The following is a 26,341-nucleotide window of genomic DNA, read 5'->3' on the forward strand; positions in this document are numbered from 1 at the left end:
AAGCCGGGACTCGATCGAAGCATCCCAAAACAGGAGACGCGCCCGGGGGCGCGTCCAAGCGGCGCTCAGGCTACGGAGCCGGAGACGCCTCACGAGCATGGCATCGAGGTTCTGGAGCCGGTCGCGGCCGGCGTCGATCGCCGGCCCGATCGGCATCCAGACTCAGTTGCCGGGAACGATGTCGACCTTGACCAGCGCGTCGACGTCAGCGTGCAGGTGCAGCGCGACTTCGTACTCACCGACGGCACGGAACGGACCCTCGGGCAGACGCACCTCGGACTTGGTCAGCTCCAGACCAGCCTCGCACGCGGCTTCGGCGATGTCGGCCGCGCCGACCGAGCCGAACAGACGGCCTTCGTCACCGGCCTTGCGGGCGATGGTCAGGCTCACGCCCTCGAACTGGGCCTTGCGCGCCTCAGCAGCGGCCAGGGCTTCGGCGGCGGCGCGCTCCAGCTCGGCGCGACGGGCCTCGAAGGCTTCCAGGTTCTCTGCGGTCGCCGACACGGCGAAACCACCAGGGATCAGATAGTTGCGGCCATAGCCCGAACGGACCTTGACCTTGTCCCCGAGCACGCCCAGCTTGGCGACGTTCTTCAGCAGGATGACTTCCACTTGAGTATTCCTCTCGACAAATTTTGGATGCCGCCACCGGGGGCTAGGGCTTCCCGGTTCCGGAGACGCGTTGCTCGACACGGGCGCGGATGTCGGCCCAGAGATCGATCAGCCCCAGACTGATCAGCAACAGCACCATCTGCGGCATGAAAAAGACCAACAGCACATAGAGCGCGACCAGCCAGCCCTGATTGGCGTTGCGCAGTTCGCGGAGACGGTGGATCACGGCCAGCCCCTGCAAGAGCAGCAGCAGACCCAGAACCGGCACCAGATCCAGACCCGGCCCCTGAGCCAGCAGCCCCCAGGCCAGAAACAGCACGAACAGCCCGCCGACCGGCGACCCCACACGCAGCGCCTTGAACTCGGCGCCGAATCCGCCCGGATTGTAGAGCTGAGCCTGCCAGGCCCGCGCGACGAAGAGACTGACGAGATACTGCAACACCAGGGCGGCGGCAAAGGCCCCCGTCATCCACTGGGCCAGACGCTCGAAGAGCACCTGACTGGCCGCCGCCTCGACCAGGCCATCGCTGAGCAGCGACTGACGCAGGGGCTCGATGAGTTCGCGCCAGTAGAGCGCGGGATCACCCACGGCCAGATGCACGACCAGCACCACCACGAGGCCGCCCAGGGCGGCGAGCTGCGCGGTCAGATTCAGCGAGCGCGTGGCACGCAGAACGGCCGCCAGTCCCCAGATCGGCACCCAGAGCACCAGCAGGATCCCGAGTCCGACCAGGGGGCTGCCGAGCGCCGGCCAGGCGATGAGACCGCTGGCCAGCGTCGAGGTGCCCAGCAGCAGCATCCCCGGACGGGCGCCCTGACGCAGTGTCACCAGACCGACCGCCGCCGAGCTGATCACGCCGACGAAGGGGATCAGCAGCGACAGCAGACCCGCGACCGTCGTCACCAGGGTCGCCGGCGAGTAGCCACGCATGATGAAGTTCGCAAGCGGCTTCATCGTCGATGGGACTCCTGACTGGACGCGCGTGCCGGCTCGACGCCGAACGACGCTCAGTGGCCGTCGGTATAGGGCAGCAGCGCCAGATAACGGGCGCGCTTGATGGCCTGCGCGAGCTGGCGTTGGTACTTGGCCGAGGTTCCGGTGATGCGGCTCGGGACGATCTTGCCGGATTCGCTGATGTAGGCCTTCAGCAGGTTGAGATCCTTGTAGTCGATCTCGGTGATGCCTTCGGCGGTGAAGCGGCAGTAGCGCTTGCGGCGGAAGAAGCGTGACATGGTGTTCTCCTGGAGTCAGAGACGCACGTCTGAGGCAGGTGCTCAGTCGTCGCTGTTGTCGTTGTCGTCGTTGCTGTCGGAGTCGTTGTCCGAGCTCTCGGAGCGCTCGCGCTCTTCGCTGCCCTTGGCCAGCGGCGAAGGCTCGGTCACGGCCGCATCACGCTGGATGATGAGGTTGCGCAGCACGACGTCGTTGAACCGGAACGCGTTGGCCAGCTCGTCGATCGCTTCCTGATCGCACTCGACGTTCATCAGCACATAGTGGGCTTTGTGCACCTTGTTGATCGGATAGGCGAGCGGACGACGCCCCCAGTCTTCACAGCGATGCACCACACCGCCCCGCTTCTCCAGGCTACCCTGATAGCGCTCGATCATGCCGGGCACCTGCTCGCTCTGGCTCGGATGAACCAGGAAAACTACTTCGTAATGTCGCATTGCGGCTCCTTACGGATTGGACAGCCTCCCGCACGCTGCGGTGAGGCAAGGAGACCCCGAAATTCGGGGAATCGCGCATCATACTGGAAAGCGACCCGATGTCAAAACGATGCTTGTGCACCGCTTCGCGGTGTCCACCGCTTGCCCCGGACGCCGGCCTGGATCAAACTGATCATCTAAAATTCAGCAATTCAGAATATAGGGGGACATCGAAATGGGTACTGAACAAGATTTCGAATCACTGCGTCGCTCCAGTCTGAGCGCCAATCTCAGCGACGAGCAGGTCCAGGCGCTGGCCGGAATCGCCTACTGTCGCCGGCTCGCCGACCAGGAGATCCTGATCCAGGAGGGCAATATCGACAACAGCCTGCACGTGATCACCGAGGGGGCGATCGCGGTCACGCGCGACATGGGCAAGGGTGAGTACACCACCATCCATGTGCTGCGCACCGGCGATCTGGCTGGCGAGATGGGCTTCATCAGCGGCCAGCCGCACACGGCCACGCTGCGCTCGCTCGGACGCACTCTGGTCTGTAGCTTCGAGCGCGAGGCGTTCGAATCATTGCTGATCGAGCATCCCTGGCTCGTCTATCGTGTGATGCAGAACATCGTCAAGGTCAGTCAGGACATCCTGCGTCGAATGAACGCGCAGCATGTCGAGCTGACCAAGTATGTCTGCAGTTCGCACGCGCTTCATTGAACGTTTGAGCACGATCGAGCGTCTGAACGTCTCGACATGGAGGCCGGTTCGGTGTGCGGATCGTCATCACGTCACTGCGCGAAGGTGACTATAATCGCGTCCGGTTCCGCTCAATGCCTGGCGCCATCGTCGTCTGAATCTCAAACCCGTCCAATCCTGTCGAAGGAGTAAAGAACGCATGAGTATGCTGCAGAACCTGCCCAAGAACGTCGGCCCCATGGACCGCAACATCCGCTTGGCCGCCGCCGGCGTGCTGATCCTCGCCGGCCTCATGACCGGCAGCGTCATCCTGGACATCCTGGGTCTGATCGTGCTGGCCACTGGTGCCATCAGCTTCTGCCCTGCCTATACGCTGCTCAAGATCGATACCAACAAGAAGGACTGATCGTGACGATTGCCGCCGGCCAAGAGCCGGCGGCTACTCTGCCATGGACGGCCGTCGACACAGCCACCCCGCTCATCCACCTGCCAGCAATGCCTCGTAACGCGCCTTGAACGCCTCCTGGCGCAAGCGTCCCGCCTCCTGCTCAGTCGGCGCCAGCGGCGCATCCATCCAGGTTCCGGTGTCGCGGTCGAAGACCGAGAAGCGGTAGCCGCGTCCGACCTTGAAGACCTGGGTGACGTCGCGCCCGGCCTGTTCCATCGCCTCCAGTTTGCTCAGACCGGCGCCAGTCGGCTTGGACGTGGCGGGTGAGACGACCGGCGCTGCCTGGGGGTGACGCCCTATGTCGAAACGGGTGTTCTGGATCTCGCCCTGGATGTCCGGCTCGACCGTTTCCACTCCCGGTAGACGATCCAGGAGATAGCCGGCCATGAGTGTGCCGAGCTTGAGGTTGTCGGTCTCGATCGCTGTCAGAAGACGATCGGCGACGATCTGGGCGCGCTGGATCCGGTCGGGCGCCTCGATCCAGTCACGGCCCATCTGCCAGCCGCGATCCATGTCGCGGTCGATCTGATCGAAGTAGTCGCGCGCTTCGGCCAGGAGCGCGTCCGGCACGTTGATCTCGTGGGGCTGGTCGTCGATGATGAGCTTCAGAATCAATGAGTTCTCTCCTCGCAACAGTGTTAACCAGGGTCGACTTATCGACTCTAGATATGGCCCCCTGTCGGGCCATGCTAGACTGAACCAGTTCGACCCGACCCATTTTCCCCAATCCCCGACCAATCGGCATGGATATGACCAGGCAGAAGACCTACCTCGTGATCTCGGCGCTGGGTGAAGACCGCCCAGGCATCGTCAACCAGCTCTCCAAGGTCATCCTCGACCAGGGCTGCAACATCGAGGACAGCCGCATGACCGTCCTCGGCGGCGAGTTCGCGGCCATGCTGCTGGTCGAGGGCAAGTGGAACACCCTGGCCAAGATCGAGAACGCGCTCCCCGAAGTGGAACGCCAGCTCGGCATGACCATCATCTGCAAGCGCACCGGCGAGCGCGCCACCGGACGCAACCTGCTGCCCTATGCCATCGACGTGGTATCGCTGGACCATCCGGGCATCGTCAACAACCTCGCCGGATTCTTCGCCGAGCGCGACATCAACATCGAGGATCTCTCGACCAGCACCTATGCCGCCGCCCACACGGGCACGCCCATGTTCGCGGTGCACATGACGGTCGGCATCCCGGCCGATCTCCATATCGCGGCGCTGCGCGAGGATTTCATGGACTACTGCGACGCGCTCAACCTCGACGCCGTGCTCGAACCGCTCAAGGGCTGAGCCGCGCGCCGTGCGGGCGCCCTCCTCCACTCCCGATCCAGACCGGAAGGCGGAACATCATGATCAAACGCGAAAACGACAAGCCCTGTCTGTTCGTGCTCGACACCAATGTCCTGATGCACGATCCGACCTCGCTGTTCCGCTTCCAGGAGCATGACGTCTTCATCCCGATGGTGGTGCTGGAAGAGCTCGACCGCGCCAAAAAGGGCCTGTCGGAAGTCGCGCGCAACGTGCGTCAGGTCAGCCGCTTCCTCGATCAGCTCATGTCCGACGCGGACAAGGCCGAGATCGACGCCGGCCTGCCGCTCGGGCCGGACGCGGTGGGGGGCGGCATCACGCAATCGGCCAGCGGCCGGCTGTTCTTCCAGACCGAGCCGCTCGACATCCATCTGCCCGAATCCTTGCCCGGCGCCACCCCCGACAACACCATCCTCGGCATCGCGCTGGCCCTGCGCGAGAAGCATCCCGAGTGCCAGGTCATCATCGTCTCCAAGGACATCAACCTGCGCATCAAGGCCGCCGTGCTCGGCCTCCAGGCCGAGGACTATTCCAACGACCAGGTACTCGACGACGCCAATCTGCTCTATACCGGGCTGGAGGTGCTGGCCGACGACTTCTGGGAGCGGCACGAGAAGTCGGTCGACGCCTGGAAGGAACAGGGCCGGACCCTCTATCGGATCTCGGGACCGGACATCGCCGACTGGTATCCGGCCCAATGCCTCGCCTTCGGCGATGACGGCGAGTTCGAGGCCATGGTGCGCGACAAACCGAGCCTCAACGAGGCCGTCGTCGAGCTGGTCGAGGACTACCGTCTGCCGCGTCACAACGTCTGGGGCATCAACGCGCGCAACCGCGAGCAGAACTTCGCGCTCAACATGCTGATGAACCCCGAGCTGGATTTCGTCACCCTGCTCGGCACGGCCGGCACCGGCAAGACCCTGCTGGCGCTGGCGGCCGGACTGGTGCAGGTGCTGGAGCGCAATCTCTATCGCGAGATCATCATGACCCGGGTCACGGTCCCGGTCGGCGAGGACATCGGCTTCCTGCCCGGTACCGAGGAGGAGAAGATGACGCCCTGGATGGGCGCGCTCATGGACAACCTGGAAGTGCTGACCCGGCCCGAGAGCGGCGGCAGCTGGGGACACGCAGCGACCCAGGATCTGGTGCGCAACCGCATCCGCATCTCCTCGCTCAACTTCATGCGCGGGCGCACCTTCCTCAACAAATACATCATCCTCGACGAGGCCCAGAACCTCACCGCCAAGCAGATGAAGACGCTCGTCACCCGCGCCGGGCCGGGCACCAAGTTCGTCTGTCTCGGCAACATCGGCCAGATCGACACGCCCTACCTGACCGAGACCACCTCGGGACTGACCTATGTGGTCGACCGCTTCAAGCACTGGCCGCACAGCGGGCACATCACGCTCATGCGCGGCGAGCGCTCGCGTCTGGCCGATTTCGCTTCGCAGGAATTGTGAGGCGGCCGGTCGCCGCTAGTTCACGACCAGGACCGGATCGCCGACCCTGAGCCGTTCGAACAGAAAGCGCGCATCCTTCTCCCCGACCCGGACGCAGCCGTGTGAGTCCGGGTAGCCGGGGAGCCAGCCTTCATGCAGGAAATAATGGCCGTAGAACTGGATCGAGTACGGCATCCAGGCCTGCATCCCGAGCTGATTGGTGTAGCGCGATGAGACCTTGTCTTCATCCTTGCTGAGCACCTTGAAGCGGCCGGTCGGCGTCGGATTGCCCGGCTTGCCCGATGAGATGGGACCGGAGCGGACCACGGACTCGCCCTCCTTGTATTCGAAGAGCTGCTCCCCGAGCGAGATCGTCAGCGAGCGATGCTTGGCGGTATCGGCGTCCGCCGCCGGTGCGGCCGTCGCGGACTCAGCCGGCCAGGACGACGGCTCGGCGGCGATGGCTTCAGCCTTGGTCGGCACCGCTTCGCTCGCGTCAGGCTCGGCTTCGATCGGTGCGCCCGTCGTCACCGGCAGCGCGATGAACCCCTGGCTCATGTCAGCCGGCAAACCGGCGTCAGCGCCACCGATACGCCACTCGGTCTCGCGCGGTTCCGGCTCCGTGAGCGTTTCGCTGGGTGTATGGGCACAGCCGACGAGTGACAGGGCCGCGAGGAATGACAGAAGATGCGTGGACGGTGCAGACATGGCGTCAAGGCTCTCCGCTCGCCCCGCCGGGATCGACGGGGTTCCAGAGAGAGCATAGACAGGATGTCAAAAAAAGTCGAAGCGCACTCCGACGACCTTTCCCCGTGCGCGCTAAGCGTCGGTGCCGCGCCCATAGCGCGACTCGATGTACTCATCGACCATGCGCTTGAACTGCTCGGCGATGCCCTCGCCCTTGAGAGTAGCGACCTTCTCGCCGTCGACATAGACGGGCGCGGCCGGACGCTCGCCGCTGCCGGGCAGGCTGATGCCGATGTTGGCGTGCTTGCTCTCGCCCGGACCATTGACCACGCAGCCCATCACGGCCACCTGCATGGTCTCGATCCCCGGATACTGGGTGCGCCACACCGGCATCTGCTCGCGCAGATAGCCCTGGATGTCCTTGGCCAGATGCTGGAAGGTGTCGCTGGTGGTGCGTCCGCAACCGGGGCAGGCCGTGACCATGGGCGCGAACGAGCGAAAGCCCATGGATTGCAGGATTTCCTGCGCCACCACCACCTCGCGCGTGCGCGACTCGCCCGGCTCGGGGGTGAGCGAGACGCGGATGGTATCGCCGATGCCTTCCTGCAACAACACGGCGAGCGCCGCCGTCGAGGCGACGATGCCCTTCGACCCCATGCCGGCCTCGGTCAGACCCAGATGCAGCGCATAGTCGCCGCGCGCCGCCAGCATCCGATAGACGCGGATCAGATCCTGCACCCCGCTCATCTTGCACGACAGGATGATGTGGTCCTTCGGCAGACCCAGTTGCACCGCACGTTCGGCGCTGCCGATCGCCGACTCGACCATGGCTTCGTACATGATCTGGTCGCTGTCCTTGGGCTGGGACGCGCGGGCGTTCTCGTCCATCATCCGCGCCACGACCTCCTGATCCAGACTGCCCCAGTTGACCCCGATGCGCACCGGACGGTCGTAACGGCAGGCCAGCTCGATCATGGTCGCAAACTGGCTGTCCTTCTTCTCGCCCTTGCCGACGTTGCCCGGATTGATGCGGTACTTGGCCAGCGCCAGGGCGCACTCGGGATAGTCGGTCAGCAGCCGATGGCCGTTGAAATGGAAGTCACCCACCAGCGGGACATGGCAGCCCTGGGCCTCGAGCGCCTCGCGGATCGCCGGCACCGCCCTGGCCGCCGACTCGTGGTTGACGGTCAGACGCACCATCTCGGAGCCGGCGCGCGCCAGCTCGGCGACCTGACGCACGGTCGCGTCGATATCGGCCGTGTCGGTGTTGGTCATGGACTGGACGACGATCGGCGCTCCGCCGCCGATGGTCACGGACCCAACGGTCACGGGCAGGGTCTGGCGTCGCTGGGGGGTGTTCGTTTGGCTCATGAGTTCGATTCGTTCCGCGTGGGCGATGTGGACAGGAGAGGTTTGCAGGGGCGGTTCAGGGCAGCGGCGCGCGCAGTCCGGCCAGGATCTCCAGATAGTCCGGTTCCTCGGGCGTGATGAAACCGTGCCGAACCAGGAAGTCGATGATGGTCAGATTGCAGTTGAGCTTGAACGCATCGGTGTCGCGCACCAGCGCGGCGACCTCAGCGAGCGGCAATCGCTGGAAGGACTCGACCTCGCCATCGGTGCAGACCGGCACGAAGTCTTCGGGCAGTTCCAGGTCATAGCAATACATGACGTCCGGCTTGAGCCCCCCCGCCGAGTCGCGGCAATAGGTGATGGCACCCGCCACCACGGCCCGATCGGCCAGCGCGCGCGGTATCCCGGCCTCCTCGGTGCATTCCTTGCGCAGATTATCCACCAGACTCAGCCCATGCGGGAGTCCGCCCGCGACCAGATTGTCCAGATGGAGCGGATAGTGACGCCGATCGGCCGCGCGCCGCCCGATCCACATCTCGATTCCGTGCGCGGTGCGGACATAGCCGTTGAGATGCTGACCGAAGGCGCGCGCGCCGAGAAAGGGCGCGCAGGCGCGGTCGATCACACAGCAGGCGCGCTCACGGGTGCTCGCGGTCAATGGATAGCGCTCGCCGTGCAGATGACTGACCACCCCCTCCTCGGCCAGACGCGCGAAGACGGCATCCAGCGCGGCGGTGCGCGCTGAGAACTCGGCCGGCGCTCCGACCCAGGTCACGCGCCCGGATTCGACCGCGAACTGCTCCGGCCAGCGTCGCAGCTGATCGCACGCGCTCCGGCGCAACCACCCGACCCGTGCTCCGTCGAGCCATAGCGGCACGAAGTCACTCGGATTCCAGGCATTACAGGCGCGAATCTTGTCGATGAAACTCACGTGATGGGCCTCGGAGCGGTTTCAATGCGTCTCGGTGAACACAGGATTGCGTCCCTCCTGAGCCTCCTTGAGCGCTTTGACGATCTGTGAAGAGATCTCCTCGATCGACTGCGAGGTGGTGTTGAGCACCGGCGCCTGCAAGCGCTTGTAGATCTGATGCGCCATCCGGATGTCGTCCTGACAGCGCTTGAGCGAGGCATAGGGGCTGCCGGGACGGCGCTCCTCGCGGATGAGCTGCAACCGCTGCGGATCGATGGTGAGGGCGAAGAGCTTGTGCTTGCAGTCGTAGAGCAGCTGCGGCACGTCCCCGCGCTCGAAGTCTTCCTCGGTGATCGGATAGTTGGCCGCGCGCAGGCCATAGTGCATGGCCAGATAGAGACAGGTCGGCGTCTTGCCCGAGCGAGAGACCCCGGTCAGCACCACATCGGCGCGATAGAAATTGTCGGGGCGGATGCCATCGTCGTTGGACATGGCGAAATTGATCGCCTCGATGCGCTTGGTGTAGTAGCTCGGCTTGGTGATGGCATGGCTGCGGCCGGCCTTGAGGCTCGGCGGCACACCGAGTTCGCGCGCCAGCGGATCGACGAAGACCTCGAACAATTCGACGTAGAAGCAGTTGCCGCTCTTGAGGATGGCGCGGATTCCGTCGTCGATCATGGTGGCGAAGACGATCGGGCGTGCGCCATCGCGATCAGCCGCCTCCTGCATGCGCTGGGTCAGGGCACGCGCACGCAGTTCGGTGTTGATATAGGGCATGTAGACCTGCTCGAACTCGACGGTGTCGAATTGCGACAGCAGGCTGTGCCCCAGGGTCTCGGCGGTGATGCCGGTGCTCTCGGAGACGAAGAAAACGGTGCGGTTCATAACGAGGTGGTCTGTTGTGGTCTCGGCACAGGCCGATCGTGGCCCGACTTCAGGGCGCGATGGCCGACGCGTCAGTATGACACGCTCACGGCCCCACCGGACAGCGTACCGTCGGGCTCCGGCTGGAGAACACGCCAAGCGTGCCCGCTTCCAGGAGGCGGGGAGGGAATGGCCGGCAAAACCCAGTCATTTCGACACAAAAAAAGCGCCATCTCTCGCGAGAATGGGCGCTTTCTTGCGGGCTGACGCGTTGATGCGTCAAGCGTATATATGGCGGAGAGGGAGGGATTCGAACCCTCGATAGGGTATTAGCCTATACACACTTTCCAGGCGTGCTCCTTAAACCACTCGGACACCTCTCCAGCAGAGACATCGAGCCATCATCGGCTTTTGCGCGTCGGCTATAGCCGGCCATCCCTGTCGCTCGATAAGCAGCGTACTATACATCAATACACTCCCGCCTGCAATCAGCGCCGACTACGGCATTTTGAATGCGAATGCAGTGGCTCGTGACCCACGTCAATGTGATCGAGCGCAGAATTTGCTGATATAACTCCCCGGACATTCCATACTCTTGGCTGAGGACTCGCCCCATGGCCACGATCGACAACGACCAGGATCTTCGCGCGGCGCTCAATCGGTTGACCCCGGATCAGCAACGACAGCTCGGTTGCCGGTTCGCGCAACAGGTGATGAGCCTGAGCCGTGACGAGCGCGTGAACCGTGCCATCGCCACCGGACTCACGGACACGATCACACCCGGCGAACTGGAGGACGCTTTCCGGGCGGCCCGTGCCTATGCCGTCAAGACTTATACCGACTGTGGCCGGGATACCGACTGGCTGGCACAGGCCGATCACTTCGTCGCCGCCGCCGCCGCCGCCGCTCTGACCCCGGACGAGTTCATGACCGAACGACAGAATCGCGCCTGGAAAGCGGCCGTTCAGGCACGCATGGCCGTCAGTTGTGCCATGATGGAAGACGATTCGGCCGACGAGAGCCATACCGCACGACAGCAACACGCACTGGCAGCCGAGTTTCTCGGCTGAATTCACAGCCTCGCCCTGGATTCGCTCCACGCGCGTCACCGTCGCTGAACGCATCACATTCCGGAGGTCTGAAATGCACAAAATCGGTTTGTCCGTATCGGGAGCCGCCCTGGCGCTCGCCCTGGGTCTTGCGCTACCCGACAACATCCAGGCCCAGCCAGGTGGTGGGCCGGGTCAGGGGCCGCAGGGTTCGAGTCAGGGGATGAATCAAGGCCAGGGGCCCAGTCAGGGCCAGGGTGGCCAGCAGAATCAAAGACCCAATCAGCCGCAGCAGGGGCAGTCCCAGGGATCAGGACGCGGCCCGGGATATGGATATAGCCCTAGCGGACCCGGATATGACCGCGGACCAGGCTATGGGCGTGGACCGGGCGGCTATGGCCCGCCGCCCCCGCGCAACGATTATGGTCCGGGATATGGCCCTGGATACGGTCCGGGATACGGCCCCGGTCCCGACGGCCCCATGCCTTACGGCGGACGGCGCCCGCCTCCGGGCTATTGACGCGCCCGGGTCCCCGGCGAAGCCGCACCCCCGCTGCGGGGCGCGGCTCCGCATCCAAAGTCTGCGCTGTCAAGGTCAGATCTTTTCGTGGAAGAACATCGTCTTACGCTAGGTGACTCGCTAGCGATCCTCGAACGCCGTAAATGGCAAGCCATCGTCCCCGCCTCCATCCTGTTCACCATCGCCGTCCTCGTCAGCCTGCTCATTCCGCCCAGCTACAGCTCGACGGCCGTCATGCTCGCCGAACGCCTGGAGATCCCGCCGGATCCGGCCAGAACCACGGTCATGCGTCATGCCGAGCAGCGCCTCCGGCTCATCGGCCAACAGGTGATGACCGCCGGCCACCTGCGCACCCTGATCGAGCGCTATGACCTCTATTCCGACATCCGTCGCCGCGAGAGCCTCGACATGGCCGTCGCGGAGATGCGCCAGCACATCACAATCGATACGATCCGTGCCGAAATACTCGACATGCGGACCGGACACACCGCCCGGCAGGCCAATGTCACCTGGACGCTGTCGTTCGAGGATGGATCGGCCAAGATCACTCGGGACGTGACCAACGCACTGGCCTCGCTCTTCCTGAGCGAGAACCCGGAACAGCGCACCACAGCCAACCCTGCGGCCGACTCGCTGCACGCGGCTGCCGAGCGACTGGCCGCCGAAATCGACGCACTGAAGACCCGGCTCGCCACCGTTGAGCGGCAGCGCGTCGATCAACACACCATCAGCGCGCTCAGACGTGACTATGTGAACGCCATGACCAAGTATCGCGAGCTCCGCGAGCAGAGCCTGCAAACGCAACTGGTCCAGTCACTCGAGCGTGATCGGCAGGGTGAGCGCTTCTCACTGCTCGAACCTCCAGGGGCGCCCGAAACGTCCAACACGCCCAATCGACTACTGATCCTGGTGCTCGGGTTCGTGCTCGCCGGAGCCGGCGGCGTTGGCGTTCTGCTACGGCTGGCGCGTCTCGACACGGGACTGCATGGCCCATGCGCGATCCAGTTGGCCACCCCCATCCCGCTGCTGGCCGTCGTTCCCCGTATCGAGACGGCGCGCGACCGCCAAACGCGCCTGACGCGCACCTACACCCTCGCCGGAGTCGCCTTGACGCTCGCCCTCTTCGCGACGGCCGTCATCCATTGGCTCGTCATGCCACTGGATCTGCTCTGGTCGTTACTCATGCACCGGGTCGACGCCGCCGCGTCGGGCTTGTCGGGCTGACGTCATGGAACGCTTGAGAAAAGCCATGGAGCGTGCCCGCGCGGAGCGTCAGCAGTCGCTCGCCCAGCCGCAGCGCTCCACCCAGCCGCCGCCCGCGCCCGCCAACCACGAACAGCCCATCCGGCCAGTCGGGAAGACCGATGGAACCGGCGTCCAACTTCAGTGCAGACGTACGGGGCAACTGTCGTTCGATCCCTATTCACTGCTGAATGGGCGTCTTCTGCGGATCGAGGGCGATCCGGCGCTGGTCGGCGTCGATGAGGGTGTGGCCGAGGCGTACAGGATTCTGCGCACTCAGATCCTGCATCGACTGCGTACCGAGTCGCACCGAACACTCGCCATCACCAGCCCAGGGCGTGGTGACGGCAGGACAACGACCGCGCTCAATCTGGCGATCAGTCTGGCGCGTGATATCGAGCAGCACGTGCTGCTGGTCGATTTCGATCTGAAACATCCGTCACTCAGCCGCTATGTCACGCCTCGCGGCTCGCCTGGGCTCATCGACTGGCTGGCGGGTCAGGCCGACCTGGAAGACGTCCTCATCGATCCCGGCATCGAGCGACTGACGATCCTGCCGGGCGGTGCGCCGATCCGGCACGCGCCCCAGCTCTGCTCTTCGCCACGCATCAGGCAACTGATCGAGGCGCTGAAGCGTCACAGGACCGATTGGCTGATCCTGTTCGACATGCCGTCGCTCTTCGCCGGCGACGCTGTCGTCGCGGCTCTGCCCCATGTCGATGCCGTGCTGCTGGTGGTCGCGGATGGCCGGGTCAGCCGTAAGGAACTGGCCGATGCCCAGGCGCTACTCGGCGCGCAATGCATCGGGATGGTGCTCAACAAAGCCGAGTCGGGTTACGCCCGCTGCGGTGACGGCGAGTGAACCGTTTCAGCGCTCACCCATCCGCCAGATGCGGATAGCGGCGCGGGAACTCCTCGCGATCCTTGCGAAAGCGCCGCTCGACCGGATAGGGAAAGACGTCCTCCAGATGCCCGGCACGGATACTGGCCTGACGCGCGCGCCACCAGTCCGGGTCGAGCAGCTCGCGATGCCTGGCGCGAAAGACCTTGCGGATGCGCGGGTCGGTGAGCAGGAAGGTCGCGAACTCTTCCGGAAAGACATCGTTGGGACCGGCGGTGTACCAGGTCTCCTCGCTCAGCTCCATCTCGGGATAGGGTGCCTCGGGGATGTCGCGGAAGTTGCACTCGGTCAGATAGCACAGCTCGTCGTAGTCGTAGAAGACCACGCGCCCATGCCGGGTGACGCCGAAGTTCTTGAACAGGAAGTCGCCGGGGAAGATGTTGGCGGCGGCCAGTTGTTTGATGGCGTCGCCATACTCGCCGATGGCATGGCGGATGTCGTCGTCGTCGGCGCTGTGCAGATAGAGGTTCAGCGGCGAGAGCCGGCGCTCGATGTAGAGATGCTTGATGATGAGCTGATCCCCGACCCGTTCGAGGCTGCCGGCGCATTCGGCATCCAACAATTCCAGTAGCGCCGGTGAGAAGCGATCGAGCGGAAAGGCCACATGCGAGTATTCCCAGGAGTCGGCCATGCGCCCGACCCGGTCGTGCATCTTGACCAGCTGGTACTTCTCCTTGACCTGCTCGCGCGTCATCTCCTTCGGCGGCGGGAAGCGGTCCTTGATGATCTTGAACACATAGGGAAAGGACGGCAGGGTGAAGACGCACATCACCATGCCGCGAATGCCGGGCGCGATCATGAACTCGTCGGACGAGTAGCGCAGATGCTTGATGAAGTCGCGATAGAACTCGGCCTTGCCGAACTTCTGGAACCCGATCGCGGTATAGAGCTCGGCCTTGCCCTTGCGCGGCATCAGCGGACGCAGGAAGTCGACCACGGCGGCCGGCGCCTCGGTGTCGACCATGAAATAAGCGCGCGAGAAGCTGAAGACGTTCGAGATGTCCTCCACCCCGGTCAGGAGCGTGTCGACATAGAGTCCCTGCTCCGGGTCGTTGAGGATGGGCACGACGAAGGGGATCTGATCGGCGCCATTGATCGCCTTGCCGATGATGTAAGCGCCCTTGTTGCGGAAGAAGGGCGCGCACAGCACCGCGATCTGGAAGTTCTGCTGGATGGCGCGATTGGCCGGGAAGCGCGAACGGATCGCGAGCAGCAGACAGCGGATGTCGCGCCGCATGTCACGGAAGCGGCGTTCGAATCCGGCATCGCGCAGGATACGGGCGATGACGCGCGCAAAGCCGTCGCGCGCCGGGTAATAGGGCCGGAAGATCGGCACCTCCGCTTCCAGATGCTCGGTCGAGATCAGCGGCCAGACGAAGATGTAGCTGTTGTTGTAGTAATGGCGGTCGAACAGCCGGCAGAAGACCGAATTGTAGAAGGTCTCGGCCAGCTCGGGCTGATTGATCTGCGGCAGCAGGCGCATGTACTCGACCTTGACCCGGCGCCAGAGCGTATCGCTGGGATCGCGCAGATGAAACTCGCGCCGCAGGAGCGCCACGGTCTCGCCGACGCGCGTATCGTAGAAATCGATGCGCTCGCGCGCGGCGACCTGGACCGCCGGCCAGTCGGCCTGCTCGAAGCGTGCCTGGGCGCCGGCCGTGGTCTCACGAAAGAGCCGGAAGTGACGCTCGAAACCTTCGAGGATGGCTTCGGCGATGAGTTTGGCTTCGGTCCAGGCCATGGGGGTTCACCGTTCGAAGAGCGCCATCGACTCGACGTGGCTGGTGTGCGGGAACATGTCCATCACGCCCGCCGCGCGCAGTCGATAGCCGAGTTCGTTGACCAGGCGGTCGGCGTCGCGCGCCAGGGTGGTCGGGTAGCAGGAGACATAGACCAGACGCTCCACGCCCAGACGCGGCAGCCAGTCGAGCACCTCCCAGGCGCCACTGCGCGGCGGGTCGATCAGGGCCTTGGTGAAGCGTTGTTGGGTCCAGGGTGCGGCGGTGCTCAGTTCGGCCTGGAGGTCAGCGACGTGGAACTGCACGTTGGTCAGCCCATTGCGCTCCGCGTTGGCGCACGCGCGCTCGACCAGTCCGGCATCGCCTTCCACGCCCACCACCTCAGCCGAACGGCGCGCCAGCGGCAGGGTGAAGTTGCCCAGTCCGCAGAACAGATCCAGCACCGCGTCGTCCGACTCGGGGGCGAGCAGATCGAGCGCCTGATCGACCATGCGCCGGTTGAGCTCCAGATTGACCTGGGTGAAGTCGCTTGGCAGGAAGCCGATCTCGACGCCGTGGTTCGGCAGGCTGTAGCTCAGCGCGACCTCCTGGCCTGGGAGCGGGCGGATGCTGTCGATGCCGCCGTCCTGGAGATAGATGTGGAAGCCTTCGCGTTGGCCGAGTTCGAGCAGACGCGCCTCGTCCTCGGGCGTCGGCGTCTGCATGACGCGGAACACCAGCACACAGGGACCATCACCCATGGCCATCTCGATCTGGGGGACGTGGTCGCGGATGCTCAGGGTCTCGATGGTCGCCGCCAGCGTCTCCAGGCGCTCGCCGACCTGCGGGTGCAGCACCTCGCAGCGGCGCAGATCGGCCAGGAAGCTGTTGCGACGCTCGCGAAAGCCGACCAGGGTGCGCCCCTTCTTGACGACATGACGCACGCCGAGCCGCGCCTTGCGTCGATAGCCCCAGGACTCGGCGGTGAGCGGGTCGAGCCAGCGTTCGGGCGTCACCTTGCCGATGCGTTCGAAGACGTCGGCCAGACTGTCGTGCTTGACGCGGATCTGGGCCTCGGGGTTCAGATGCTGGAGCGCGCAGCCGCCGCAGACGCCGAAGTGGGCGCACTTCGGCTCGATGCGGTCGGGCGAGGCCGTGAGCACTTCCTCGACCTCGGCCTCATCGAAGCGGCGCTGGACGCGGGTATAGCGCAGGCGCACGCGCTCGCCGGGCAGTGCGCCATCGACGAACACGGTCTTGCCGTCGACGCGGGTCAGGCCGCGGCCTTCATGGGTCAGGGTTTGGATCTCGGCCTCGATGGGCGCGGGGAGCGTTTTGGGTTTTCTCGACACGGGCGGGCTGGATGATCGTTGGTTGGCGGTTGAAACTCGGAAGCCGACATCTTAGCGCCCTTTGATTGATGGTGCCCGCACGGTGAACCCGGCCGTCAGTCCGGCTCGATGTCCTGATAGACCTCAGGAGTGAAGCGCGGGGTGCAGATGGCCAGAAAGATCAGATCACAGTCGCCGTCGTTCTCGATGCGCTGCGCGGCGCCGGCCGGGATATAGACCAGATCGCCCGGCCCGACCCGTCGGGGTTCGAGTCCCTCGACCTCCAGCAATCCGACCCCCACGAGGATCAGATAGCGCTCGACGACGCCATCAAGTCGATGCAGGCGCGTGCGCTCGCCCGGTTCGACCCGGGCGCGCGCGATCGAGAGGGCGGGATCCTCGGGCCGGTTCCAGCCCTCCAGGATGAAACAGCCCTCCTCCATGAAGTATTCGTCCGACTCGGCGGGCGAATGGATCAGTGCGTGCTCCAACGTCATGTCGACCAGACCTCACAGCAAGCCGGCACTGCGCCGATAGGCTTCGGAGCGTCGATCACCGCCGCGCGGACGCGGCAGAGCGCGACGGTTGAGCAGGCTCTCGATCTCCTGGCAGAACTCGGGGCTGCCCAGCGCCCAGGCTTTGTTGGTCGAATCGCGAATCCGCTTGAGCATCGCCTCGTCGAGCGGGCGCGCGGCCTCCTCGGCATAGCGTTCACGCCGAGCCTTGGCGCTACGGCCCAGACGCTCGTATTCGTGATGCGGCTTGACGAGCCGATCTTCGACCCCTTCGGCGTTGCCGCCGTAGCTCGACCAGCCATATTCGGAGGCTGAGGGGACCAGACCGGCGCGCACCGGATTGGACTCGATATAATGTGCGACCGTCAGCAGATGATTCCTGGGGTCGACCAGGGTGGCGCGATAGCGTCCCTCCCAGAGCGTGCCGCGCCGTTCGTGACGGCCGTTGAAATACTGGACGTAGTAGCGCCCGACGTACTGCATCAGCTTGCCGATACCGTTCTCCATATAGGGCGTGAGCAGCAGATGGAAGTGGTTGGGCATCAGCACATAGGCGTGGATGTCGCACTGGAATTTCTCGGCGGCCACGCCCAGCTTGTCCCAGATGAACCAGTAGTCCTCCTCCTCGAACAGGATCTGCTGACGATTGTTGCCGCGCTGGATGACGTGCTGTGGATAGCCGGGCATGACGAAACGAGGAAGGCGTGCCATGAGGGTCGGGTCCGGTTGGTTGACCTGATCTTGAGTATAGACAGCTCCCGACAACTTGCCGGACTTGTTTGCGATCACCCATCCAACCCTACTGAACACCCATGCCCCATCTCGACCCACTCCCCATCGATGTGATCCTGGACGACCTGCGTGCCGCGTTGCGCCAGGGGCATGGGGTGCTGCACGCGCCAACGGGGTCGGGTAAGTCGACCGGCGTGCCGCTGGCCCTGTTGGACGAACCCTGGCTGACCGGTCAGCGCATCCTGATGCTCCAGCCGCGCCGTCCGGCAGCCCGGATGACGGCGGCGCGGATGGCCGACCGGCTCGGTGAGCCGCTCGGGGAGCAGGTCGGCTATCAGATCCGCTTCGAGCGCCGTATCGGTCCGCGCACCCGGATCGAGGTCGTCACCGAGGGCATCCTGACGCGGCGCTTGCAGAGCGATCCGACCCTGGACGGGGTCGGGCTGGTGATCTTCGACGAATTCCATGAGCGCGGTCTGCCCTCGGATCTGGGGCTGGCGCTGACGCTGGACAGCGCGCGCGGTCTGCGGCCTGATCTGCGACTCCTGGTCATGTCGGCGACACTGGAGGCCGAACCCGTCGCCGAACTCCTGGGCGGCGCCCCGATCCTGCGCGCCGAGGGTCGGAGCTTTCCGGTCGAGATCCGCTATGCCGAGCGTACGCCGGACAGCGATCCGGTTCGCGCCCTGGTCGCGGGGGCGCGTCAGGCGCTGGCCGACGAGACGGGCGACATCCTGGCCTTCCTGCCCGGCGCGCGTGAGATCGAACGGGCGCGCGAAGCGCTCGGCGCTCAAGTGGGGTCAGAGGTCGAGATCCTGCCGCTGCATGGTGCGCTGTCGTCGGCGGAGCAGGATCGGGCGCTGCGCCCGGACGGCAGCGGACGCCGGCGCCTGATCCTGGCCACGGATCTGGCCGAGACCAGTCTGACCATCGAAGGCGTCCGGGTGGTGCTCGATTCGGGGCTGACCCGCAAGCCGCGCTTCGATCCCGGTTCGGGTCTGACCCGGCTGGTGACTGAGTCCATCCCGCGTGCCAGCGCCGATCAGCGTGCGGGACGCGCCGGTCGACTGGCGCCCGGCGTCTGCCGGCGACTCTGGACCCGCGCGCAGGAGGTCGGACGCCCCGACCGGCGCACGCCTGAGATACTCGAATCCGATCTCGCGCCACTGGCGCTGGAACTGGCGCTCTGGGGCGTCAAGGATCCGGCTGAACTGAGCTGGCTCGATCCGCCGCCCGCGCCGGCCTGGAATCAGGCGCTCGAACTCTTGCGCACCCTTGGCGCGCTCGACCGGCGCGACTCGATCACGCCGCTGGGCCGCGCCCTGGCTGAACTGCCGGTCCATCCCCGGCTCGGGGTCATGCTGCTCGGCGCCGCGCCGGAGGAACGGCAGACGGCGGCGGATCTCTGTGCGCTGATCTCGGAACGCGATCCCTTTTTGCCCGAACCTGGACGGGCGCGCCCGGCCGATCTCGGTCTGCGGCTGGAGGCTCTGCGCGCGGCACGCGAGCGGCGAGGCACACCGGCGGGCGTCGAGCGTCGTCGGCTGGAGGCCATCGAGCGGGCGGCGCGACAGTTGCTCCGTCTGGCTGAACGGGCGGCCGAAACCGCACCTGCACCTGCCAGTTTGGATCAGGCGCTGTCGCCAACTCGGTTACAGCGGGTTCCGGGGGCCCTGCTCGCTCTGGCCTATCCGGATCGCGTGGCCCAACGGCGCGCCGGGGCCGACGAGCGCTATCTGTTAGCGACAGGCACCGGCGCCGAGCTGCCACGCGACGACGCACTCGCCATCCATCCTTATCTGGTCGTGGCCGCGATCGATGCGCGTGGACGCGATGGGCGCATCCAGTCGGCCCTGCCGATCAGCGAAGACGAGCTTCGCACCGAGCTGGCCGAGTGTCTGGAATCGCGCCGCGAGGTGTTCTGGGACGACGAGCGTGCGGCCGTGGCCTGTCGCGCCATCACCCGGATGGGCTCTATCGTGCTGGAATCGCGCCCGGTCGCACTCGGACCCGAGGACGACGCCGGCACTTATCTGCTCGCGCATATCCGCGAGCACTTCGGCGACGCGCTCGACTGGTCGGACTCCGCGCGCCAGCTTCAGGCTCGGGTGGCATTGGCGCGCCGCTACGATCCGGCCGGCGACTGGCCCGACCTCTCGGACACCGCCCTGCGCGAACAGCTGGACGACTGGCTCGCCCCCTGGATCACCGGCAAGTCCAGGCTGTCGGACGTGCGCCGGCTCGATCTGAGCGCCATCCTGCTCGATCGACTGAGCTGGGAGCAGCGCCAATGGCTCGATCAGCAGGTGCCCCGCACCTTCGTCACCCCAGCCGGCAACAACCGCCCGATCGACTATGTCAGCGGCGAGACGCCCATCCTCGCCGCTCCGCTCCAGGAGTTCTTCGGCCTGAGCGACACCCCGCGCCTGTGCCGGGGGCGCGTGCCCGTGCTGCTGCACCTGCTCTCGCCCGCCCGCCGCCCGATGCAGGTCACTCAGGATCTGGCCGGTTTCTGGGCGCGCGGCTATGCCGAGGTGCGCAAGGAACTGCGCGGACGTTACCCCAAGCATCACTGGCCCGAAGATCCCACTCAGGCTCAGGCGCTGGTCGGCGGCCTGCGGCGGCGCGGCGCATCCGCCCCATCACGCTGAAAATCGATCAGCCGGACCACTGTCGATCGAGCATTGCCCCTGACTATAATGTGCATTCCCGTCGTCCCTGGCTGATTCGGCTCGATGCGCGGCAACCAGGTCTTTCCACATCCAACCCAGCGAGTCGTCGCCATGAACAAGCCATTGCTGCCCACCCTTGCCTTCACCCTGGCTCTCGTCTCCAGTGCTTCGGTCCTCGCCGAGGAGCACGGCCATTCCGCGCACTGGGACTATGTCGGCCAGGAGGGGCCGGAACACTGGGGCGATCTCGACCCGAACTTCGACCTCTGCAAGCGCGGCAAGAACCAGTCACCCGTCGACCTGAAGCACTTCGTCGACTCCCGACTGCCGCCGATCGGCTTCCACTACAAGCCCGGCGGTCATGACGAGGTCAACAACGGCCACACCATCCAGGTCGACTACGATGCCGGCAGCACCATCACCATCGACGGGCGCGACTACGAGCTCAAGCAGTTCCACTTCCATACTCCGAGCGAAAACCACATCGCCGGCCATGAATTCCCGATGGAGGCGCATCTGGTCCATGCCGACAAAGAGGGCCATCTGGCCGTGATCGCGGTCATGATCGAGCGCGGTATCGAGAACCGCGCGCTGGCCAATGCCTGGTCGGTGATGCCGGATCACCCCAACACCACCGTGCATCTGGCCACCGAAGTCTCGGCCGAGGATCTGCTGCCCACCAACCGCGACTACTATCGCTTCAGCGGCTCGCTGACCACCCCGCCCTGCTCCGAGGGCGTGCTCTGGCTGGTCATGCAGCATCCGATCACGGCGTCGCCGAAGCAGATCACGCAGTTCGCCCATGTGATGGGGCATCCCAACAATCGCCCGATCCAGGAACTCAACGCACGTCTGATCGTCAAGTGAGTCGCGGCGAACGCGACCGCTTTCGACTCTATCAGCTGGCGGTCCAGAATCCGGTCGCCGAGATCGACTTCGTCGACCGGATCTTCCACCAGCGGCATGGACGCCCGGCGCAAGCCCTGCGCGAGGATTTCTGCGGCACGGCGGCCGTCTGCGCCGAGTGGGTGCGCCGCCGACCGGACAATCACGCCTGGGGGCTGGATCTCGACCCGGAGGCGCTCGACTGGGGACGCACGCACAATCTCCAGCGCCTGAACACCGAACAGCACGCCCGTGTCGCACTCATCGCAGGCGATGTCCTGAGCACCGAGACACCCGCGCCCGAGATCGTCCTGGCGCTGAACTTCAGCTACTGGCTGCTGCACACCCGAGCCGCGTTGCTTGACTATTTCCAGCGCGTGCACGCGATCCTGCCACCAGCCGGACTCCTGGTGCTCGACGCCCACGGCGGTCCGCAGTCACTAAGGCTTGCCAGCGAGACACGACGCATCCGCAACCCGCTGGGCGAGGACTTCGACTATGTCTGGGAGCGTGCCGATCATGATCCCATCAGTAGCCGCCAGGTCTGTCACATCCATTTCCGTTTCGACGACGGCTCCAGTCTGGAACGCGCTTTCAGCTACGACTGGCGTCTCTGGACGCTCCCCGAGATCCGCGAGCTGCTCGACATCGCCGGTTTCTCCAGGGTCCGGGTCTATTGGCAGGGCTGGGACGAGCACGATGAGCCGGATGGTCATTTCGTCCCGGTCGAACGCGGCGAGCCGGACGAAGCCTGGATCGCCTACATCAGCGCCGAACCATGAGCGCTGTCAGCCCGGTTCGTAGGGCCGGCGGCCGTAGAGCCGGCTGAGCCTGAGCAGCCGCTCGGCGGCCGCCGGATCGAGCTGATCCTCACGATAGCGCCACAGCCAGTTGCCCTCGGCCGTGCCCGGACGGTTCATGCAGGCCTCGCCCCCCAGGTTCAGCACGTCCTGCATCGGAAAGAGCGCCAGATCGGCCACCGAGCCGAGCGCGACGCGGATGAAGTCCCAATTGACCGCCTGTCCGTCACCATTGAGGTAGGCCAGCACCTGCGCGCGCAGGTGCTCGTTGCGTTCGGCCCACCAGCCGAGCAGGGTATTGTTGTCGTGCGTCCCGGTATAGACGGCCAGACGCCGACGATGCCGGTGCGGCAGGAAGGACGAGCCGCCGAAACCGTCCTCCAGATCCTCGAAGCCGAATTGCAGCACCGCCATGCCGGGTAGCTCCAGGGTGTCGCGCAACGCCTCGACGTCCTCGGTGATGACCCCGAGATCCTCGGCGATCAGCGGCAGGTTTTCGCCCAGGGCCGCGCGCAGCGCCTGGAAGAACGCCAGACCGGGTCCGGGCACCCAGCGCCCGTTGATGGCTGTCTCCTCGCTGGCCGGAATCTCCCAATAACCCGCGAAGCCACGGAAGTGATCGATGCGCACCAGATCGACCAGCTCCAGCGATCGGCGCAGACGCTCGATCCAGAAGCGATAGCCGTCGGCAGCCAGCACCGGCCAGCGATAGAGCGGATTGCCCCAGCGCTGACCCGTGGCGCTGAAATAGTCGGGCGGCACTCCGGCGATCACGGTCGGATGTCCACGTTCGTCGAGCTCGAACCACTCGGGATGGGTCCAGACCTCGCTGGAATCATGGGCGACGAAGATCGGGATATCACCGATCAGACGTACGCCGCGCACGCGCGCATAGTCGCGCAGCGACGACCACTGACGATGGAAGACGTACTGGACGAACCGCTGAAGTTCGACCTCATCGCGATGACGCGCGGACCAGTCGCCCAGCGCATCGGGATCACGCTGGGCGAGCGCCGGCTCCCAGTCGGTCCAGGGGCGCAGTTCGTGATGGGTCTTGAGCGCGTGATAGAGCGCGTAATCGTCGAGCCAGAAGGCCTCGCGCGTGCAGAACCGGGCATAGTCGGCACGATCGTCCTCGCCGGCACGCTCGGCGAAGCCCGCCCGGGCCAGCGCCAGGAGCCGGGTCTTCCAGGGTGCGACGGCGCCGAAATCGACCCGATCCTCCGGGAAGGCTGGTCGTCCGTCCAGATCCGACGCCTGGAGCCAGCCGAACTCCAGCAGCCCATCTGGACTGATCAGCAGTGGATTGGCCGCGAAGGCCGAGGTGCATTGATAGGGTGAGTCACGATAACCGGTCGGACCCAGCGGCAACATCTGCCAGAGCCCCTGCCCCGCTGCGGCGAGGAAATCGACGAAACGGCGTGCGCTTGGGCCAAGATCGCCGATTCCATAGTGACTCGGCAGCGAAGTCGGATGAAGCAGGAGGCCGCTGGTGCGGTGCATGATGATGAGGTGCTCCGGTTGGACGCGGTTGGCCGAAAACGAAGTCTACCAAAGCCGGTTGCAAAAACCCGCCAAATCCGACGTCGCTTGCCGGTCCGGGTCCGGGCACCTAGACTTGGGGACTCGACGATCGAGCCACAGAGACCCAAGGGAGCGCTGATGACACGACCGATACCCGCCGGCCTGCTCTGGATGACGACCTTCGCGCTGAGCGTTCAGGCCCAGACGCCCTATAACGGGGGCGAACCAGATTATGCCCAGAACCAGCCCGGACACTATCAGTCGGAAGGTTACCCGCCGCAAGGGACTCAGACCTATCCGGGTGCGTATGCTGAACGCCAGACCTACGGCGAGCAGGAGATCCTCGCCAAGGTCGAGGGCTATTTCGGACAGGGCGCCGAGAATCTGGCGATGGCGGTGCAGAAGGTCTTTCGCGAGCAGGGCGAACCCAATGGTTATATCGCCGGCGAGGAGTTCGGGGCGGCGCTCGGCATCGGGCTACGTTATGGGCGTGGCGTACTGAGCACCCGCCAGACGCAGGATCATCCCGTCTTCTGGCAAGGCCCCTCGATCGGCCTGGATCTTGGGGTGAACGTCGCCAAGGTCTTCATCCTCATCTACCGCCTGCCCGGCGAGGAGTATCTGTTCCAGCGCTTTCCAGGCGTCGAGGGCAGTCTCTACTTCATCGGCGGCGTGGGCGTGAACTATCTGCAATCGGGCGACACCGTCATCGCCCCCATCCGTCTCGGAGCCGGTTGGCGCCAGGGACTGAGCGCCGGCTACATGGACTTCACCAGGCGCGCGCATTACAACCCCTTTTGAACCCGGACCGACCCACGCCCTCCATGGCGCGACTCGACCTGGGGCAATCGTTCAATAGCGATCGTCATAATCACGTGGCGGCGGACCACGGCGATCATCATAGTCGCGTGGCGGGGGACCGCGGCGATCGCCACGATAATGCGGCGCCACATCGCTATTACGGGACAGTTCGCGGATATGCCGATCCACCCGATCCAAACGCCGCTCGATCATGCGCCGTGCCTCGTGCGGCGGATAGCCATCGCGACGCAGGTCACGCATGAACTGGCGCGCCTCGTCCTGCTCTTGCCTCAGCCTGCGGGCCTCGCGGCGCGTCAACTCACCCGAATCGATGCCGCGCTGGATGGACGATGACTGAAAATCGAGCCGGTCATCGAAGCGCGGTCCGGGTGGGCCGCCGCGTTGGGCCTGGGCGGGCAACGACAACAGCAGGCCCGAGGCCATCAAGACCAAGAGCGTATTGCGACCTTTCATCATGAACTCTCCTGCTAAGATGCCGCCTCGGGCGGCTGGAACTCCAGAGTATAACGATTCGCTCGTACAAACCTTGCAGCAACCTTGAAGACATCATGCATCCGGACGAGATCGCTACGCTGACCACCCGCATCGGGCGCGCCCATCTGCGCCGGCGCCTCGGGCTGGAGGCGGACCACGAAGTCTTCGTGATCAACAGACCGGGAGCGCATTTCTTCTATCCGGAGAACTGGTATTCGGTCCATGGGTTCATCCGGCACGCATTGCGTCTCAGCGGTCTGCTGGCACGAGCCCAGCACAACGCCACCCGCCTCCAGGTCCGTCACAACCGGGTCGTCCTGCCCGCCCTGCCCGCCGCTTTCGAGGGCTTCCGAATCCTGCATCTGAGCGATCTGCACCTGGACATGGAACCGCGCAACGTCGCGGCCCTATGCGCGCGCCTGCCGACACTCGACGCCGACCTCTGCGTACTCACCGGCGATTATCGCGCCAAGACCTTCGGCCCCTATGGTCGGGTGCTGAGCGCCATGTGCGAGGTGCGCCGACAGATCGAAGCTCCCGTCCTGGCCGTGCTCGGCAATCACGACACGCTGGCCTTCGTGCCGGCGTTCGAGTCCATGGGCATCCGTTGCCTGCTCAACGAGTCGGAGCCGATCGAACGTCAGGGCGAGCGGATCTATTTCGCCGGGGTCGATGATGCCCATTACTATCGGGTCCACAATCTCGACAAGGCGACCGCCGGCATTCCGGAAGGCGCCATCGCGATCCTGCTCTCTCACACACCCGAGATCTACCAGCACGCCGCCCACTGCGGGTTCGATCTGATGCTGTGCGGCCACACTCACGGCGGCCAGATCTGTCTGCCGGGCGGATTCCCGCTGACCTGGGATGCGCGTTGCCCGCGCCGTCTGGCCGCCGGCGCCTGGCGTCATGGCGCTCTGCTCGGCTATACCTCGGTCGGAGCCGGAACCTCGGTCGTCAACGCCCGGCTCAATTGCCCGCCCGAAATCACTGTCCATACGCTGAGCGTCGGCTGACGAAAGAGCGCCGGCATGAGCGCCGCGCCGAATCGGCTGTCCTGGCTGGTTCGGCGGGATGGGATCAGCGGATGCACGAACGAAAACAGCCGAGGGAACCTCAGCCCCAGCGGGCGGTACGCGAGCAGTGCTTTCGCCAACAGCGCCATTACGAGCATTGCGGCAGGTTAGCTTCC

The 26,341-nt window shown here is 65.1% G+C and carries 26 protein-coding genes, 1 tRNA gene and 1 pseudogene; 12 read left to right on the forward strand and 16 right to left on the reverse strand.

From position 1 onward, the window contains the following. Positions 1-162 precede the first annotated feature (162 nt). The 4 genes from rplI to rpsF are packed head-to-tail and all read right to left on the reverse strand — an operon-like array spanning position 163 to position 2,280. A complete protein-coding gene (gene rplI / locus ALVIN_RS09920) occupies positions 163-612 on the reverse strand; it encodes a 50S ribosomal protein L9 (RefSeq protein WP_012971194.1) in 450 nt (149 codons plus the stop codon). A gap of 43 nt (positions 613-655) precedes the next feature. Beyond that, positions 656-1,567, reverse strand: coding sequence for a hypothetical protein (locus ALVIN_RS09925; protein WP_012971195.1), 912 nt, complete (start codon positions 1,565-1,567; stop codon positions 656-658). Positions 1,568-1,620: 53 nt separating this feature from the next. Next, the gene (gene rpsR, locus ALVIN_RS09930) at positions 1,621-1,845 is read right to left on the reverse strand and encodes a 30S ribosomal protein S18 (protein WP_012971196.1); all 225 of its coding nucleotides are present in this window, start codon (positions 1,843-1,845) and stop codon (positions 1,621-1,623) included. Positions 1,846-1,887: 42 nt separating this feature from the next. Beyond that, positions 1,888-2,280, reverse strand: a complete 393-nt coding sequence (gene rpsF / locus ALVIN_RS09935) for a 30S ribosomal protein S6 (protein WP_012971197.1) — start codon at positions 2,278-2,280, stop codon at positions 1,888-1,890. 214 nt (positions 2,281-2,494) lie between these two features. Here rpsF and ALVIN_RS09940 point away from each other — a divergent pair, with 214 nt between their 5' ends. Beyond that, positions 2,495-2,980 (forward strand): cyclic nucleotide-binding domain-containing protein, encoded by a 486-nt coding sequence (locus ALVIN_RS09940; protein WP_012971198.1) that lies wholly within the window; start codon positions 2,495-2,497, stop codon positions 2,978-2,980. A 178-nt stretch (positions 2,981-3,158) separates the two neighbouring features. Further along, a complete protein-coding gene (locus tag ALVIN_RS09945; protein WP_012971199.1) occupies positions 3,159-3,365 on the forward strand; it encodes a YgaP family membrane protein in 207 nt (68 codons plus the stop codon). Between the two features lie 72 nt (positions 3,366-3,437). Here the strand turns inward: ALVIN_RS09945 and ALVIN_RS09950 are convergent, their stop codons facing one another. Next, positions 3,438-4,022 carry a hypothetical protein gene (locus tag ALVIN_RS09950; RefSeq protein WP_012971200.1) on the reverse strand — a complete coding sequence of 195 codons (585 nt, stop codon included), beginning with the start codon at positions 4,020-4,022 and terminating at the stop codon, positions 3,438-3,440. 134 nt (positions 4,023-4,156) lie between these two features. Between ALVIN_RS09950 and ALVIN_RS09955 the strand changes: the two genes are divergently transcribed. Together ALVIN_RS09955 and ALVIN_RS09960 are read left to right on the forward strand one after the other, a co-directional pair. Then, entirely contained in the window at positions 4,157-4,696 is a 540-nt protein-coding gene (locus ALVIN_RS09955) for a glycine cleavage system protein R (protein WP_043796216.1), read from the forward strand. A gap of 59 nt (positions 4,697-4,755) precedes the next feature. After that, entirely contained in the window at positions 4,756-6,174 is a 1,419-nt protein-coding gene (locus ALVIN_RS09960; protein ID WP_012971202.1) for a PhoH family protein, read from the forward strand. Positions 6,175-6,189: 15 nt separating this feature from the next. Here the strand turns inward: ALVIN_RS09960 and ALVIN_RS09965 are convergent, their stop codons facing one another. The 5 genes from ALVIN_RS09965 to ALVIN_RS09985 form a co-directional block, all read right to left on the reverse strand. Then, positions 6,190-6,861, reverse strand: a complete 672-nt coding sequence (locus ALVIN_RS09965; RefSeq protein WP_012971203.1) for a L,D-transpeptidase — start codon at positions 6,859-6,861, stop codon at positions 6,190-6,192. A gap of 111 nt (positions 6,862-6,972) precedes the next feature. Continuing rightward, positions 6,973-8,211, reverse strand: a complete 1,239-nt coding sequence (ispG, locus tag ALVIN_RS09970; protein ID WP_012971204.1) for a flavodoxin-dependent (E)-4-hydroxy-3-methylbut-2-enyl-diphosphate synthase — start codon at positions 8,209-8,211, stop codon at positions 6,973-6,975. Between the two features lie 55 nt (positions 8,212-8,266). After that, on the reverse strand, positions 8,267-9,121 hold the full coding sequence (locus ALVIN_RS09975) for a DUF4743 domain-containing protein (RefSeq protein ID WP_012971205.1): 855 nt from the start codon (positions 9,119-9,121) through the stop codon (positions 8,267-8,269). A gap of 21 nt (positions 9,122-9,142) precedes the next feature. Further along, positions 9,143-9,985 (reverse strand): posphoenolpyruvate synthetase regulatory kinase/phosphorylase PpsR, encoded by an 843-nt coding sequence (gene ppsR, locus ALVIN_RS09980; RefSeq protein ID WP_012971206.1) that lies wholly within the window; start codon positions 9,983-9,985, stop codon positions 9,143-9,145. 271 nt (positions 9,986-10,256) lie between these two features. Beyond that, positions 10,257-10,347, reverse strand: a tRNA-Ser gene (locus ALVIN_RS09985). A gap of 231 nt (positions 10,348-10,578) precedes the next feature. Here ALVIN_RS09985 and ALVIN_RS09990 point away from each other — a divergent pair. The 3 genes from ALVIN_RS09990 to ALVIN_RS10005 all read left to right on the forward strand — a co-directional run bounded on the left by ALVIN_RS09990 (position 10,579) and on the right by ALVIN_RS10005 (position 13,637). After that, on the forward strand, positions 10,579-11,034 hold the full coding sequence (locus ALVIN_RS09990; protein WP_012971207.1) for a hypothetical protein: 456 nt from the start codon (positions 10,579-10,581) through the stop codon (positions 11,032-11,034). Positions 11,035-11,620: 586 nt separating this feature from the next. After that, entirely contained in the window at positions 11,621-12,757 is a 1,137-nt protein-coding gene (locus ALVIN_RS10000) for a hypothetical protein (protein ID WP_012971209.1), read from the forward strand. A gap of 4 nt (positions 12,758-12,761) precedes the next feature. Then, positions 12,762-13,637 carry a CpsD/CapB family tyrosine-protein kinase gene (locus tag ALVIN_RS10005; protein WP_043795609.1) on the forward strand — a complete coding sequence of 292 codons (876 nt, stop codon included), beginning with the start codon at positions 12,762-12,764 and terminating at the stop codon, positions 13,635-13,637. A gap of 13 nt (positions 13,638-13,650) precedes the next feature. On the opposite strand, the gene aceK is transcribed toward ALVIN_RS10005, so the two are convergent. The 4 genes from aceK to ALVIN_RS10025 form a co-directional block, all read right to left on the reverse strand. Further along, the gene (gene aceK / locus ALVIN_RS10010) at positions 13,651-15,417 is read right to left on the reverse strand and encodes a bifunctional isocitrate dehydrogenase kinase/phosphatase (RefSeq protein WP_012971211.1); all 1,767 of its coding nucleotides are present in this window, start codon (positions 15,415-15,417) and stop codon (positions 13,651-13,653) included. 6 nt (positions 15,418-15,423) lie between these two features. Further along, entirely contained in the window at positions 15,424-16,746 is a 1,323-nt protein-coding gene (gene rlmD / locus ALVIN_RS10015) for a 23S rRNA (uracil(1939)-C(5))-methyltransferase RlmD (protein WP_012971212.1), read from the reverse strand. A 95-nt stretch (positions 16,747-16,841) separates the two neighbouring features. After that, positions 16,842-17,222, reverse strand: a complete 381-nt coding sequence (locus tag ALVIN_RS10020) for a cupin domain-containing protein (RefSeq protein ID WP_012971213.1) — start codon at positions 17,220-17,222, stop codon at positions 16,842-16,844. Positions 17,223-17,234: 12 nt separating this feature from the next. Then, positions 17,235-17,951 (reverse strand): transposase, encoded by a 717-nt coding sequence (locus ALVIN_RS10025; protein WP_012971214.1) that lies wholly within the window; start codon positions 17,949-17,951, stop codon positions 17,235-17,237. Between the two features lie 101 nt (positions 17,952-18,052). Here ALVIN_RS10025 and hrpB point away from each other — a divergent pair, with 101 nt between their 5' ends. The 3 genes from hrpB to ALVIN_RS10040 all read left to right on the forward strand — a co-directional run bounded on the left by hrpB (position 18,053) and on the right by ALVIN_RS10040 (position 22,311). Next, positions 18,053-20,623 (forward strand): ATP-dependent helicase HrpB, encoded by a 2,571-nt coding sequence (hrpB, locus tag ALVIN_RS10030; RefSeq protein WP_012971215.1) that lies wholly within the window; start codon positions 18,053-18,055, stop codon positions 20,621-20,623. Between the two features lie 132 nt (positions 20,624-20,755). Next, the gene (locus tag ALVIN_RS10035; RefSeq protein WP_012971216.1) at positions 20,756-21,511 is read left to right on the forward strand and encodes a carbonic anhydrase; all 756 of its coding nucleotides are present in this window, start codon (positions 20,756-20,758) and stop codon (positions 21,509-21,511) included. Then, positions 21,508-22,311 (forward strand): class I SAM-dependent methyltransferase, encoded by an 804-nt coding sequence (locus ALVIN_RS10040; RefSeq protein ID WP_012971217.1) that lies wholly within the window; start codon positions 21,508-21,510, stop codon positions 22,309-22,311. Before ALVIN_RS10035 ends, ALVIN_RS10040 begins: the two co-directional genes overlap by 4 nt. 6 nt (positions 22,312-22,317) lie before the next feature. Here ALVIN_RS10040 and malQ read toward each other — a convergent pair. Further along, a pseudogene (gene malQ / locus ALVIN_RS10045) lies at positions 22,318-23,844 on the reverse strand (4-alpha-glucanotransferase); the annotation flags it as partial. A gap of 147 nt (positions 23,845-23,991) precedes the next feature. Here malQ and ALVIN_RS10050 point away from each other — a divergent pair. Continuing rightward, positions 23,992-24,654 (forward strand): DUF1134 domain-containing protein, encoded by a 663-nt coding sequence (locus ALVIN_RS10050; protein ID WP_012971219.1) that lies wholly within the window; start codon positions 23,992-23,994, stop codon positions 24,652-24,654. Positions 24,655-24,705: 51 nt separating this feature from the next. On the opposite strand, the gene ALVIN_RS10055 is transcribed toward ALVIN_RS10050, so the two are convergent. After that, positions 24,706-25,131, reverse strand: coding sequence for a hypothetical protein (locus ALVIN_RS10055; protein WP_012971220.1), 426 nt, complete (start codon positions 25,129-25,131; stop codon positions 24,706-24,708). A gap of 92 nt (positions 25,132-25,223) precedes the next feature. Here ALVIN_RS10055 and ALVIN_RS10060 point away from each other — a divergent pair, with 92 nt between their 5' ends. Next, positions 25,224-26,165: a metallophosphoesterase gene (locus ALVIN_RS10060; protein ID WP_012971221.1), complete on the forward strand. Its 942-nt coding sequence runs from the start codon at positions 25,224-25,226 to the stop codon at positions 26,163-26,165. The last annotated feature ends 176 nt before the right edge of the window (positions 26,166-26,341 follow it).

Origin of the sequence: Allochromatium vinosum DSM 180 (assembly GCF_000025485.1) — a bacterium.
Classification (GTDB): domain Bacteria; phylum Pseudomonadota; class Gammaproteobacteria; order Chromatiales; family Chromatiaceae; genus Thermochromatium; species Thermochromatium vinosum.

Coding starts and splice junctions, on each gene's coding strand:
- ALVIN_RS09925 (WP_012971195.1), bottom strand. CDS start 1,567: ATGAAGCCGCTTGCGAACTTCATCATGCGTGGCTACTCGCCGGCGACC.
- rpsR (WP_012971196.1), bottom strand. CDS start 1,845: ATGTCACGCTTCTTCCGCCGCAAGCGCTACTGCCGCTTCACCGCCGAA.
- rpsF (WP_012971197.1), bottom strand. CDS start 2,280: ATGCGACATTACGAAGTAGTTTTCCTGGTTCATCCGAGCCAGAGCGAG.
- ALVIN_RS09940 (WP_012971198.1), top strand. CDS start 2,495: ATGGGTACTGAACAAGATTTCGAATCACTGCGTCGCTCCAGTCTGAGC.
- ALVIN_RS09945 (WP_012971199.1), top strand. CDS start 3,159: ATGAGTATGCTGCAGAACCTGCCCAAGAACGTCGGCCCCATGGACCGC.
- ALVIN_RS09955 (WP_043796216.1), top strand. CDS start 4,157: ATGACCAGGCAGAAGACCTACCTCGTGATCTCGGCGCTGGGTGAAGAC.
- ALVIN_RS09960 (WP_012971202.1), top strand. CDS start 4,756: ATGATCAAACGCGAAAACGACAAGCCCTGTCTGTTCGTGCTCGACACC.
- ALVIN_RS09965 (WP_012971203.1), bottom strand. CDS start 6,861: ATGTCTGCACCGTCCACGCATCTTCTGTCATTCCTCGCGGCCCTGTCA.
- ispG (WP_012971204.1), bottom strand. CDS start 8,211: ATGAGCCAAACGAACACCCCCCAGCGACGCCAGACCCTGCCCGTGACC.
- ppsR (WP_012971206.1), bottom strand. CDS start 9,985: ATGAACCGCACCGTTTTCTTCGTCTCCGAGAGCACCGGCATCACCGCC.
- ALVIN_RS09990 (WP_012971207.1), top strand. CDS start 10,579: ATGGCCACGATCGACAACGACCAGGATCTTCGCGCGGCGCTCAATCGG.
- ALVIN_RS10005 (WP_043795609.1), top strand. CDS start 12,762: ATGGAACGCTTGAGAAAAGCCATGGAGCGTGCCCGCGCGGAGCGTCAG.
- aceK (WP_012971211.1), bottom strand. CDS start 15,417: ATGGCCTGGACCGAAGCCAAACTCATCGCCGAAGCCATCCTCGAAGGT.
- ALVIN_RS10020 (WP_012971213.1), bottom strand. CDS start 17,222: ATGACGTTGGAGCACGCACTGATCCATTCGCCCGCCGAGTCGGACGAA.
- ALVIN_RS10025 (WP_012971214.1), bottom strand. CDS start 17,951: ATGGCACGCCTTCCTCGTTTCGTCATGCCCGGCTATCCACAGCACGTC.
- hrpB (WP_012971215.1), top strand. CDS start 18,053: ATGCCCCATCTCGACCCACTCCCCATCGATGTGATCCTGGACGACCTG.
- ALVIN_RS10035 (WP_012971216.1), top strand. CDS start 20,756: ATGAACAAGCCATTGCTGCCCACCCTTGCCTTCACCCTGGCTCTCGTC.
- ALVIN_RS10050 (WP_012971219.1), top strand. CDS start 23,992: ATGACACGACCGATACCCGCCGGCCTGCTCTGGATGACGACCTTCGCG.
- ALVIN_RS10055 (WP_012971220.1), bottom strand. CDS start 25,131: ATGATGAAAGGTCGCAATACGCTCTTGGTCTTGATGGCCTCGGGCCTG.
- ALVIN_RS10060 (WP_012971221.1), top strand. CDS start 25,224: ATGCATCCGGACGAGATCGCTACGCTGACCACCCGCATCGGGCGCGCC.